9 protein-coding genes and 1 pseudogene are annotated in these 12,603 nt (G+C 44.7%); 3 read left to right on the plus strand and 7 right to left on the minus strand.

Going from position 1 to position 12,603, the window contains the following annotated elements; all coding sequences use genetic code 11:
- Nucleotides 1–575, plus strand: a pseudogene (locus AB6D06_RS09985) (hypothetical protein); the annotation flags it as partial.
- Between the two features lie 2 nt (nt 576–577).
- A complete protein-coding gene (locus AB6D06_RS09990) occupies nt 578–2,257 on the plus strand; it encodes a BatD family protein (RefSeq protein WP_372103930.1) in 1,680 nt (559 codons plus the stop codon).
- Between the two features lie 69 nt (nt 2,258–2,326).
- Here AB6D06_RS09990 and AB6D06_RS09995 read toward each other — a convergent pair whose 3' ends face one another.
- The 5 genes from AB6D06_RS09995 to AB6D06_RS10015 form a co-directional block, all read right to left on the minus strand.
- Nucleotides 2,327–4,471 (minus strand): GGDEF domain-containing protein, encoded by a 2,145-nt coding sequence (locus AB6D06_RS09995; protein ID WP_372074476.1) that lies wholly within the window; start codon nt 4,469–4,471, stop codon nt 2,327–2,329.
- A gap of 336 nt (nt 4,472–4,807) precedes the next feature.
- Complete coding sequence (gene pstB, locus AB6D06_RS10000; RefSeq protein ID WP_004737715.1) at nt 4,808–5,557, minus strand: phosphate ABC transporter ATP-binding protein PstB; 750 nt, start codon at nt 5,555–5,557, stop codon at nt 4,808–4,810.
- Nucleotides 5,558–5,647: 90 nt separating this feature from the next.
- Entirely contained in the window at nt 5,648–6,511 is an 864-nt protein-coding gene (gene pstA, locus AB6D06_RS10005) for a phosphate ABC transporter permease PstA (protein ID WP_017064256.1), read from the minus strand.
- A gap of 15 nt (nt 6,512–6,526) precedes the next feature.
- Complete coding sequence (gene pstC, locus AB6D06_RS10010) at nt 6,527–7,456, minus strand: phosphate ABC transporter permease subunit PstC (RefSeq protein WP_050643356.1); 930 nt, start codon at nt 7,454–7,456, stop codon at nt 6,527–6,529.
- Between the two features lie 111 nt (nt 7,457–7,567).
- Nucleotides 7,568–8,389: a phosphate ABC transporter substrate-binding protein gene (locus AB6D06_RS10015; protein WP_017064254.1), complete on the minus strand. Its 822-nt coding sequence runs from the start codon at nt 8,387–8,389 to the stop codon at nt 7,568–7,570.
- A gap of 465 nt (nt 8,390–8,854) precedes the next feature.
- Between AB6D06_RS10015 and AB6D06_RS10020 the strand changes: the two genes are divergently transcribed.
- Nucleotides 8,855–10,498, plus strand: a complete 1,644-nt coding sequence (locus AB6D06_RS10020; protein ID WP_372110159.1) for a methyl-accepting chemotaxis protein — start codon at nt 8,855–8,857, stop codon at nt 10,496–10,498.
- 107 nt (nt 10,499–10,605) lie between these two features.
- Here the strand turns inward: AB6D06_RS10020 and AB6D06_RS10025 are convergent, their stop codons facing one another.
- Together AB6D06_RS10025 and AB6D06_RS10030 are read right to left on the minus strand one after the other, a co-directional pair.
- A complete protein-coding gene (locus AB6D06_RS10025; protein ID WP_065583797.1) occupies nt 10,606–11,493 on the minus strand; it encodes a lipase secretion chaperone in 888 nt (295 codons plus the stop codon).
- A 38-nt stretch (nt 11,494–11,531) separates the two neighbouring features.
- Complete coding sequence (locus AB6D06_RS10030; protein WP_372110160.1) at nt 11,532–12,473, minus strand: lipase family alpha/beta hydrolase; 942 nt, start codon at nt 12,471–12,473, stop codon at nt 11,532–11,534.
- Between the last annotated feature and the right edge of the window lie 130 nt (nt 12,474–12,603).

Genomic DNA, 12,603 nt, shown 5'->3' on the forward strand with positions numbered 1-12,603 from the left:
AACAGCAACAGCAACAGCAACAGCAACAGCAACAGCAACAGCAACAGCAACAGCAACAGCAAGGCGATTCTGACTCCAAAGACAAAAATCAGCAAGGTCAGCAAGGTCAGCAAGGTCAGCAAGGTCAGCAAAATGATTCTTCGCAAAGCTCTCAGGATCAACAACAAAGCTCCAGTGGCAAGTCGCAAGATCAAAGCAGTAACCAAGATCAACGCGGTAGCCAAGACCAAAACTCATCTCAAGGCCAACCTGAAAATCACTCTGACTCTGAAAAGTCTAAACAAGACGACAAGCAAGCCACGCAACAAAGTAACAGTGATCAGCCGAAACAGAGTGACCAAGAAGGCGCTACACCTCAAAGTGCTAGCGCACAACAAGCTTCAAAAGAAGATGGTGAGCAAAGTAGTCAGCAAGCTGTAGCACAAACCTCAGATCAACCTCTGTCGAGCGACCCTGACATGCGAAAACTTGAGCAAGTAGAAAGCGCCCGTGACCCGAGCCAACTGCTTAAAGCGCAAATGATTTTACAAGCACGACAAAAAAGTGCTCCTAACAACCAGAACAAAAAGTGGTAACCATGCGATTTTTAAACAAGCCATTTTTATCCGTACTCCTAACATTGTTGTTGGGAGCTTTCTCGTCCTTCTCAGTATTGGCTGCAAACGCCGTGGCGAGCGTTTCACATAACAGTGTCACCAAAGATGAAGTGTTCCTTCTTAGAGTTGCAACCGATGAAAAGGTCTCCTCTGATGCTCTAGATCTAACAGCGCTCCAGCAGGATTTCTATGTTGGCACACCAAACTTTGGGTCTTCGATGCGAATCGTCAATGGCAGCCGTTCGGTATCAAGTGAATGGAACATTAGCCTTGCTCCACTGCGTTTGGGTAAGTTGCAAATCCCGAGTTTTGATATTGAAGGGGCAAAAACCAAGCCTATCACCATCAATGTTGCAATTAACAAAGCCGCTCCAACTCAACATGATATGGCAGAGTTCCAGCTTAATCTCAGCAAGAACTCGCTGTACCCAGAAGAAGTGGCTGAGCTTGATGTAAAACTCATCATCAAAGCTGACCCAAGAAGGCTGCAAGATCCTAAAATAGCGCCACCGAGCTCGCCGGGCTTAGATGTGGAACCTATTGGTGAATCGAAGCAATTTCAAGATGTTCTCAATGGACAAGAGGTGACGGTAGTTCAACAGTCTTTCCGTATCTCTTCACAAAAGGCCGGACAGTTTAAGCTGAATGGACCGAAGCTGAATGGAGCCGTTGTTTACTCAACCAACAACTCCAGTACAACGCGTCTGTTCCAGCTCGACACGCCCGTTGAAATCTTAGATGTAACTGTGAAGGACGTACCAAAAGGCTACCAAGGTGAGTGGTTACCAACATCAAACTTCAAACTGATTCAACAATGGTCAGATAGCCAAGGCAATCAACTGGGAAATAGTAATGGTTTAGAAGGCGACAACCAAACCATTGAAATGGAAGCGGGTGATTCGTTAACTCGTACCATCACGATGACGGCTAGCAACTTAACGCAACACCAGCTGCCAAAACTGAATATCACCTACCCTAATTCGGTACGTGTTTATGAAGAGAAGCCGCAATTTGGCACAACTCAGTCAGGTGATTCTGTCGTTGTTTACAAGCAAGTCTTGATTCCGAAAGAGGCAGGAAACATCTCGCTTCCTGATGTGTCTCAAGCTTGGTTTAACACCGATTTGCAATCAGAACAAACAAGCAAAGCGCAGGGGCTAGAGTTAGCGGTAAAAGCAAGTGATCGCGCAACGTCAAGCACTCCACCAGTAACTGCTACGCCCGCCCAACAAGTAAGCCCGACGGTTGTTACTGTGGATAGCCCTGGGATCTGGCCTTATCTCACCGCCCTATTTGCAGCTTTGTGGCTAATCAGCTCAGCATTGGCATTCTACTTCTGGTCACGCCGCGGTGTAACGACAAAACCAACACACACTGTTGAACGTCAATCAGATACCGCAGAAGCGCTTATTGAAGCTCTAAGAACGAAAGATGGCGTGATGACCAGAACCTTATTTGAGCAATGGAAATATGAAAATACAGATCTAAGTGATGAGACGTTACAAACCGTTGAAGCCGAACTCACCAAGCTAAACCAAAGCCTTTATGGTGAAGCCGGTTCACCAGCCCAAACATGGAGCCCTGAGCTGGCAATCAAAACGGTGAAGAAGCCCAAGAGAGTTGCGAGTAAAAAGCATAATAGTTCGCTAGAAAATCTTTAGTCGACGCTGTTCATCAAGAACAGTAAAACACAAAGGCCGTTGATCATCTTGAGATCAACGGCCTTTATTTTAAGAAAGAGAGGCTGTGACTTTTTTACGTTTTAAGGCAGAAACAATTCGATTTCGCCCCGAGTCTTTGGCTTGATACAAGGCTTTATCTGCCTTGCCATACAACAAATCAAAATCGAACTGATGCTGGTCAGACGTTATCGAGGCATAGCCAACGGATGCCGTTAAATATGGGCTGGTACTACTTTCACAATGCAGGATTTTTGCCTCTTCAATGCATTTTCTAATCGACTCTGCACGTTGCTTTGTCTCTGAGTGATTCGTGCCAATCATCAACAACATAAACTCCTCTCCGCCAATCCGGCAGAAGGTTTCTTTATCATTGTGAACATGGGCATTCAGTATCTCACCTACCGTCCTCAGAGCCGCATCCCCTTCAGTATGACCATAGACACTGTTGTACAAACCAAAGTGGTCGAGGTCGACAAGAATCAAGCCAAATGTAATTTCGTTCTGTAAGGCAAAGGCACCTTGATCGTCACCGTTCAAGTCTTCTAGAACCTGCGACAACATACGGCGGTTTCCAAGGCGCGTCAGTGGGTCTAATTTAGAAATGATGTCTAACTGTTCATTGGCTCTTTCAAGCTCTTGGGTACGCTTACTGACTTCTTGCTCCAATGTTTCATTGAGCTTTTTCAGTTCTTCTTGAGCCATGGTTCTTTGCAGCACCTCAGCAAGGCTCGAAGCAAAGATACGTATTACCTCACGAAGCTGTGAGGTTAAAGGACTGCGAGTTAATAGGTTATCAGCAGCGATAAACGCAATCGGCTCACCCGTATTGGTGGTGAGCATGGTCATTGCCGTCCAACCGACTCCCACAATATTGAAATCGTGATAGATAGGAACTGATTCTTCAAAGGCAACTTGATTAGGGCAAGCACGAGCTGCGGCTACAATGTCACGTTCCACCAGCTCAGAGCGATAATAGGACTCATCGACAATATCGCCTTTGATGTCAGTGCCCCAAGTACCTTGCATGTAACTGCACTTTTTGTCTGTTAGGAAAACAGCCAGTCGATCGATACCTAGATGTTGAATCGCAAAACTAACCGCGGACTTACAGACTTCACTGACGCTATCGCATCGAGACAGCTCAACCATACTCGAGTGCAACATACGTATGTTCTGCTCTTGGCGCTTGCGAATATAGATTTGAGAAAGCAAAGAGCCAAAAGACTCAAGCATCTGCTTTTGATAGTTAGTAATCGGTGAGCGATGAATGTAGTTATCCATGGCGATCCAGCCGACAGGTTTGTCGCCTTCACGCAAGATAAGCATGCCATTCCACCCCTGCCCGACCACCTTACCTTCTGTATACAGGGGCGCATTATCGATGATGACTAGATTAGTATGGTTATCAGACAGCGCTTCAATGTATTCCGCTTCAAGTTGGTGCAAATCGTATTGAGTGTGGTGTTCACTGTTGGTTTTACCCGCTTCGTCAGTGCCATAAGTGCCGCTGAAACAACGCTTTTTCATATCAAGCAACATGAAGATCGCACGATCAAACCCTAACCTGTCTCGCACAGCCTCAACCGATGCTTTATACAAAGCATCGAGTGACTCAGGGTTAGAAAGCTCAAGCGCGACCTGATGAACCAGCTTCATGTTCTCTACAAACAGCTCACGTAACTTTATCTCATCTAAGTATTGAGCTTCACGTGTGTCTCTGTGTTTGATTTCTAGCGCCGCGTTCTTTTCGGCACGAATACATTGCCAACGGGCAGCCGCGAGCTGTAACACATCAAGATCTTGGTCAAAGGTTTGATTAACCTTCTCAGCATTGCAATTTTGAACAATTAAATAAGTTCTGGAGGCAGGTGCGTTGTCGAGCATCATGATAAACGACTCCCCACCAAGCACTTTCATGTGTTCCCACTTGCAGGTGTTGATAGCCATTGGCAAAACCCCGTCTGCGGTATCAAACTGTGAGACCCACGGCCAAAATGTAGAGGGGTAGCTCGCCAATGAGGTTAGGTCGCCATAAGAAAAAAGCGGTAATGCGTCGCTCTCCGGCGTCGGTTCAGCAAATATTCCTATCCCTTTTGGAGTAAGTACCTTAACCAGATAGTCAAAAAGAGACTCAGCCAACAGACGATGGTCGCGTGTCGCAGATATTTGTTTTGCAAAGGCTTTAACAGGCACAGCTTCCTTCCATTGGCGATTAAGAATAAAGCAAAAATACAGAAGGCTTGATATGCAATCAATGTAAGTAAAAATGAGATGTTAAGCGGGTCGCAGTTTCACCTTTAACATTATCATAAGCATGAGAAGGACGACAAAAATGGGATTCTCTGCCCAAAATCACATCGACATTGGGGATTTTTTAGACACATAAAAAAGCCCCACCTATAGTGGGGCAAAACTTCCATCGCTTATAGTTATAGTGATAATTCTGTTGTTCTATTCGATTATCTAACCTGCGTTTCAGTTAGTGTGTAAAGGTATCTAATCGCTTAAATACCACACGTAAATCGTCGATTAACCGAAGTCACCGTTTACGTAACCTTTAGTACGATCATCTTTTGGTTCACTGAAGATAACGCTGGTTTCGTTATGCTCTACAAGCTCTCCCATTAGGAAGAAAGCCGTGCGGTCTGAGATACGACGCGCTTGCTGCATTGAGTGCGTTACGATAACGATAGTGAAGTCTTTCTTCAGATCTTCCATCAATTCTTCAATCTTGTGTGTCGCGATTGGGTCTAGAGCCGATGTTGGTTCATCCATCAGGATTACATCTGGTTCCATTGCAATGGTACGTGCGATACATAGACGCTGTTGTTGACCACCAGACAGACCAAATGCATGCGCTTTAAGACGGTCTTTTACTTCATCCCACAGTGCAGCACTGCGTAGCGAGCGCTCAACCACTTCATCGATGTGTTTTTTGTCTTTGATACCTTGAGCACGTAGGCCGTATGCCACGTTCTCGTAGATGCTCATTGGGAACGGGTTTGGCTTTTGGAATACCATGCCTACGCGGATACGTAGGTCAGCGACATCGATATTACCGTAGATGTCAGTGCCATCCATATCCAGCTTACCCTTAATCGTAACGCCTTCAATTAGGTCATTCATGCGGTTCAAACAACGCAATAGTGTTGATTTACCACAGCCAGACGGGCCAATCAGAGCAGTAACCTGGCGAGTTGGAATTGGCAGGTTGATAGATTTAAGCGCTTGGTTGTCGCCGTAAAACAGATCTAGGTTCTCAATATCAAATTTATTCATGTTCGTAATCTCTAAATTCTTAAATTCGTGTCTAACTTGATGCTTTCTTTATCACGGGGGCTCGCTTTATTTATGAGCCAGCTAATGAGCTTAGTAAGTTGCCGTGTTGAAGCGTCTCGCAATCAGTTTTGTAACCATGTTGATCAAGAGAACCAGTACGATTAGGACTGTCGCCGTGCCGTAGGCTTGGTTCCACTCATCGATAGTAAATAGCTCTGTTGTCAGCTTATATAGGTGAACCGTTAGTGTACGGCCAGAATCGAATACCGACTCAGGAACACGTGCCACCATACCTGCTGTTAAAAATACAGGTGCTGATTCGCCAATTACACGACCAATACTAAGAATGACCGAAGTTAAGATACCTGGCATTGCGCTTGGTAAGATCAAACGCCAGATAGTGTAGATTTTTGAAGCGCCAAGGCCGTATGAGCCTTCGCGGTAAGTTTGTGGCACTGCCATCAATGCTTCTTCTGTAGTACGAATGATTACAGGAAGAATCAGGATACTTAGCGTTAGTGCACCCGACAGAATCGAGAAGCCAAGACCAAGAATCGAAACAAAGAAGGTCATACCGAACAGACCAAAGATGATCGATGGGATACCAGCTAACGACTCAGTACAGAATCGAATCACTTTCACCAATCGGCTACCTACTTTCGCATATTCAGTTAAGTATATCGCCGTCATGATGCCCAGTGGCGCGGCTACCGCAATCGATGCGATTACCATGTAGATCGTGGCAATGATCATTGGGAAAATACCACGTTCTTCACCAGTACGAGTGTAATCGTCAGTGATGAAGTTCCAATCTACGTATTGCAGACCGTTCGATAGGATGTACCAAATAATCCAGAATAAGAAACCAACGGTTACAGCTGCAGCTGCCCAGATAAAACCTTTTAGGATGTTATCTTTGGTTTGACGTGCTTGTTTTAGTTTTACGCGATCCATATTACTTATCCTCGCCTACTTCGCTTTTTCACGGTTAAGATAAAGTAGAGCACCATTTAACATCATGATGAACACTAGAAGTACAACACCTGTTGCGTACAGTGCGTTAGCGTGAACGCCACTTGCGTAAGACATTTCAATTGCAATGTTTGCTGTTAGCGTACGTGCAGAGTCCAAAATACCTTCTGGCATTGCTGGCGCGTTACCCATCACCATGATGATTGCCATCGTTTCGCCAAGTGCGCGACCGATACCCAAAATCACACCAGTCATAATGCCTGAACGTGCAGCCGGAACGAGTAGCTTAAAAATCGTGTAGATTTTCGAAGCACCCAGTGCAAGTGAACCTTCTTTGTATGTACGAGGTACAGCACGAATCGAAGTTTCAGAAACCGTTATAACGGTAGGAAGAATCATGATACCCAGAACAATGATACCCGCCAGGATAGTGTTACCTGCTGGTACTTGAAAAATGTTCTGAATCATTGGAACGATAATTACTAGACCGAAGAAGCCGTAAACTACCGACGGGATACCCGCTAGAAGCTCAACTGCTGGTCGAATAATATCTGCAAGACGCTTGGGAGCAATCTCAGCAATAAAAATAGCGGTTAATACACCTACCGGTACACCAACAACTACAGCTCCAAGTGTCGAAACAATCGATGCAACAATCATAGTTGCAACACCGAATAGAGCTGGAGGTAACCAGTCAACACCCAGAACGATGCCAGAAACACCGGCCTCTTGGAATGCAGGGATACTCTCTGCAACGATAAAGTAAGCGATAACGGCTAGTGATACGATGCCGATTATAGCACTCGATAAGAACAAGCCGTGGAAGATTCTTTCTCTCCAGTCAATGCGCTTCTTAGCACGTAGACTTGGCTTGTTGATTTGAGTCGCTTCAGTATTCATAAGCTTTTCACTATTTGCGATGGTCATATATAAAATCTCAAACTTTGTGGCTCAATAAGAGCTCGAAATAAACAAAGTTGAAAGAAAAGGCTCAGCCTAAAGCAGGCTGAGCAATAATTAAGATTGAGTCAGTTAAGATTAGTTAACTGTGATGTAGCCTTTCTTACCAGCGATAGCTTGAGCTTCATCTGCAACCATCCAGTCTAGGAATTGTTGAGTTTCAGCTGTTGGAGCACCGGCTTTGTAAAGAACTAGGAATGGGCGAGCAACTTTGTAAGAACCGTTCTTAACGTTGTCTACAGTCGCAGCAGCGCCGTCGATAGTTAGAGCTTGAACAGATTCGTCAACTGTACCTAGAGAGATAAAGCCGATAGCGTATGGGTTGCTTGCTACAGAAACTTTAAGTGCGCCATTACCGTTTGCAACTTGTGCACGTTGAGAGATAGCCGATACTTTCTTATCGCCAATCTTCTTCTTAAGCTTCATGATGTCTTCGAATGCGCCACGTGTACCAGATGCAGTATCACGAGTGATTGCTACGATTGGCTTATCAGCACCGCCAACATCTTTCCAGTTAGTGATATCGCCTTTGTAGATTGAAGTGATTTGCTCAGCTGTAAGAGCAGATACTTCGTTATTTGGGTTTACAACAACTGCGATCCCGTCACGAGCGATAACTAGCTCTTTCAGGTCAGCTGTTTTCTCTTCTTCTTTTAGGTCACGAGAAGAGATACCAAGGTCAGCACTTCCATTTTTTGCTGCTTTGATGCCTGCAGAAGAACCTGGTGCTTGAATTTCGATGAACACTGGTTCGCCTTTATTCATGTAGGTTTCTGCAAAAACTTCAACCAGTGGAGAAGCACTGTTAGAGCCAACTACAGAGATAGTTTCTTTAGCTGAAGCTGTATTCACTGTTAGAGCGCCTAGTAGTGCGATTGCACCGATAACTGTCTTTTTCATCACAAATTTCCTTTAGTGGCGTTATTGCCGTAATGTTGTGTTTTGCTTGAACGAGGCCTACTTTAGAATCCGAATATGACAGTTGTGTTTCACTTAATTGAAGCCTATATGACAACTGCAATTTATTTTCTTGTTTCTCCCCTACCAATTAGCCTTAAAGTAATAAATTAGCCCCACTCATAGGCACCGAATATTCATTCCAACCTACTTAAGCTAAACCGCTCAATATCTCGCCATCCCTTTTATTACCTAATACCACACAAGGTTCTGTGCCAAATAACCCTACCTTAAAAATGGCTAAAGCCTTGTTTGTACAATAAATATTCAAAATTTATCAAATATCTATCTCATATATCAAAATCGAATTCATTACTGATTGAATTGTCAGTCTCATTAGTTAGAATCGCCAACTAATTCTAATAATAATAATTCTCATCTATTTGTTTTATTCAAGAAGGACATTACATGCGCCAACTTCTCAGTGGCTTATCAATCAAAATACAAATTCTTATACCCGTACTATTTTCCGTCGTTTTACTTTTAGCCGGTGTCATTATCGGTAGTGAAAAGCTAGAAAGTGCATTCAAAGATGTATCAGTAGCGACCGACCAGTTAATCTTACATAAAGAAGAACTAAGCGAAATCGTCGACAACAGCTATGGCATGCGCATCAAAGCGATTTACAGTCTATTCAATGCTGATGACGTAAAAACACTGGTTGAAACACTAAACCAAAAACGCGACCAAAATACTCGCCTACTGAATTCATTAGACACAGTGCCAGGCATGCAAGATGAAGTGGCCGCGATGAACAAAGCGATGAATCACTATGTCGACTTTTCTCGCACCACCATGCTTCCTCTATTAAGAGCGAAACACGGCGATACATCACTCTCTTCAGATTTTGAAAACCGCTACCAGATCGCAATCGACCAATACCGACACGCGGGTAATGACATGGTGCAAGCGATCAACACGCTTTCTAAAAAGTTGAATCTGCTTGCGACTCAAGAAGTCGACATCAATGGTCAGCAACACACCAGCACACTCGATACCGCAACCATTGCGCTTCTAGTGATCCTATCTGTAGCTCTAATTATCAGTTGGACGCTGGCTGGCATCATTGTTAAGCCGATCAGCAACATTCAAGAAACGATGCGGAAAGTAGCAAAAGGTAACTTGTTAGTTAAAGCAGAAGAGTATGGCGACAACGAAATCTCACGCCTAGCGCAAGACGTAAACCAGTCTGTTGAACAGCTGCGTGACACGGTAAGCTCGCTGTCTCGAATCAGTATCGAAGTGGCTTCTGCGTCGACAGAGCTAGCGGCTGTAATGACACAGTCCAGCGTTAACTCAGACCAAGAGAAGCAAGAGGTGGAGCAAGTTGCTTCTGCTGTGAACCAATTGGAAAGCACAGCAGCACACGTTAATGAGAACGCAGTACAAGCCGACTCAGCGTCTAAGCAAGCTGACGAAATGGCGACACACAGCATGAGCTTGTTTAATGAAAGCAACAAAGCTAACGAACAGATGGCGATTCAGCTAAGCGAAGCTGCAAATGTTGTGGGCACGCTAAAAGAGCACTCTGAACAGATTGGTAAAGTGATTGAGGTGATTCAAAGTATCTCTGAACAAACTAACCTGCTTGCGCTTAACGCAGCAATCGAAGCCGCTCGTGCAGGTGAAAGCGGTCGTGGTTTCGCAGTGGTTGCTGATGAAGTTCGAATGCTAGCGGCACGTACACAAGATTCAACCAAAGAGATCCAAAGCATCATTGAAGGTTTGCAGGTTCAATCCGGTAACGCGAATGAAAGCATGAGCAGCTCACTGGCTATGCTGGAACACAACCAAACTCTTGCAGGTGAAGTAAGCGCGGCGCTTTCAGGCATTGCTAACTCGGTAACGGACATGACTGAGATTAACACTCAGGTTGCCTCTGCCGCAGAAGAACAAAGCCAAGTAACCTCAGACATCAACCGTAACATCTCAAACATCTACAGCCTAGTAAGCCAAAACGTTACCGGCATTACTCAAGCCGCTGCAGCAAGCCACGAGCTTTCTAACCTAGCAGAACAACAGAAGCAGCAGTTGGATTACTTTAAGGTATAGGCTTCAAGGTACGAAGTTCAAGGCAAACAGATTCAGGCTGTATGCTCTTTAGAACTCGCCGATAAACAAAAAGCCAGCCATCATGGCTGGTTTTTCGCTTTTAGACACTACTGACGAGATTCAGCCGCTCGAATTCTTTCAATCGCTTCTACCCTTCTAAGCTGTTCTGGTAGGAAATGTTCAGTCCTAAGTTGCGCAATCTTCTCTTGTTGTTCGGTTTTTGATAGGAATGAATCTTTCAAGACATCATTTCGTTCTGCGAAGTAGACCTCTAACGAGTCTTCAAAGGCCGCTCTTTGTTTATCAAGTGCTTCAAGTCTCTGGGTTGCTTCTTCACCGACAAGTTCGCTTCTCTTTAAGTATTTACCCTGTTCATCGAGACCTTCAGAGCTAGAGAGCTGTTGGAGTAACACCTGATTCTGGTGACTCGACTGAACATAATCAGGTTGCTCAGATAGATAGGATTCGAGTCTTTGTTGGTATTCTTCATCCTCTAATCCCTCCTGTTTCAGAAGTAACTTTTCTAAGGCGATTTCTCTCATTCTGTTGTCGTGCGTAAACAGAATACTTATCTCGCTCTCACTGAAAAACTGAGCTTGGAGGTCAAGGAGCGCTTGATTGAGTGCACGTAGATCATCAGCGGAAATGGATGTGGTACCGAACTGCACGTCCAACGATGTCAGTGCCGACTTATACTCAAGATATTTGGCAAACAGTGCTTCATCAACCACGGTTGTTGATGATTGTTCGTGGTGTTTCGCCACGTTGTCTCGAATATCTTCAAGGGTTAATTCTGTATTACCTGACACGAAATATTCCATCATGTCTTTTGCTGATGCGTTATCGATGTCGGTATCTTGCTGAGAGGTGACTTTCAATGAGGAGACGCGTTGTTCGTCGTCAGTATGTGTATCTTGATTATTTAGATATAAAAAGACCGCCGCTGTGCTCATCAGGGCTATCGTGGTTATCGACAAAATGGCGGTCTTTTTCATCATACTTCCCTTGTTTTCTTGTTAAACGGCTTTGCAGACTACAAGCCAGCCAACTTCAATCGATTGGCATGCTGACGATATAGAGTTACAGGATCTGTCTCAAACAAGTGGTGAATTCCCAATAACCCATTAATCTCATCTAGGTGGTTCATTTTGTAATCATCACCAATCACTTTGCCCAAATGCGCGCTGCATGCTCCTACTAAGCCATCATTAGGTTCGTTGAAGGCTAAGCCTAGGATTGTCATCGCTCCGTCGGTAGGATCAAGAAGGTTGGTAAAAGTGGAAGACCCTGTCCATGAATAGTAATAAACGCCGTTACTTGCTTGCCACTCACCATCGCCACACTCAGACGTCGGAACGCCCTCAGGGTAAAACTGGTTGAAGGCTAGCGAGCCTTCTGTGGTCAATGCTTCAAGAGAAGCGAGGCCGTCTTGGTCGAGATCCGTTCCACCAGATAAAAGGTTAATCAGTGTCGTTAATCCACCTGCTAATTTAACCGCGATACCTTCTGTGACAGAGCCTTCAGATACGTTCCCTCGAACGAGATCAGCGACCTTAGAACCTTTATGCACACCGCCAATACTGGTCACTGAAGCAACAAGATCAGGTCGAACTGACGCAACATAACGAGCCGTAGGCCCACCGTGGCTATGACCAACCAGATTCACCTTACTTGCTCCTGTTGCAGCTAACAGCGTTTCAACTTGGCTGAGTAACTGTTCACCACGGACGTCTGAACTGTTGGTTGCAGAGACCTGAGCGACATATACGTTCGCGCCATCTTTGGTTAGGGATTCAGGTACGCCATAGAAATAGTCAACGCCCGCTAATGTATCGAAACCAAACAGACCATGTACCAACATAATGGGGTATTTCGTTTCAGTGTATCCGCTGGCTTCTAATGCTGATGCGCTCGTTCCGGCATATACGCCAAAACTGGATAGGCAGGCTATCGTCCAAATTAATATCTTTTTCAATGCTCTTTCCTTAAACAGATTAGACCTCTGATGAGTAAAAGGACCGTAGATGATGATTTTATAAAACAGAAAGTAACGACTTCATATTTGTGATGGCGAACTTGAATTAAACAGTTGTGATGAACATTAG

The sequence above is a fragment of the Vibrio sp. 10N.239.311.G01 genome (assembly GCF_041465805.1).
Classification (GTDB): Bacteria; Pseudomonadota; Gammaproteobacteria; order Enterobacterales; family Vibrionaceae; genus Vibrio; species Vibrio crassostreae_C.

What these genes read in the sequence shown, in the direction of transcription:
- AB6D06_RS09990 (WP_372103930.1), top strand. Translation starts at nt 578, where the DNA reads ATGCGATTTTTAAACAAGCCATTTTTATCCGTACTCCTAACATTGTTG.
- pstB (WP_004737715.1), bottom strand. Translation starts at nt 5,557, where the DNA reads ATGAATAAATTTGATATTGAGAACCTAGATCTGTTTTACGGCGACAAC.
- pstA (WP_017064256.1), bottom strand. Translation starts at nt 6,511, where the DNA reads ATGGATCGCGTAAAACTAAAACAAGCACGTCAAACCAAAGATAACATC.
- pstC (WP_050643356.1), bottom strand. Translation starts at nt 7,456, where the DNA reads ATGACCATCGCAAATAGTGAAAAGCTTATGAATACTGAAGCGACTCAA.
- AB6D06_RS10015 (WP_017064254.1), bottom strand. Translation starts at nt 8,389, where the DNA reads ATGAAAAAGACAGTTATCGGTGCAATCGCACTACTAGGCGCTCTAACA.
- AB6D06_RS10020 (WP_372110159.1), top strand. Translation starts at nt 8,855, where the DNA reads ATGCGCCAACTTCTCAGTGGCTTATCAATCAAAATACAAATTCTTATA.
- AB6D06_RS10025 (WP_065583797.1), bottom strand. Translation starts at nt 11,493, where the DNA reads ATGAAAAAGACCGCCATTTTGTCGATAACCACGATAGCCCTGATGAGC.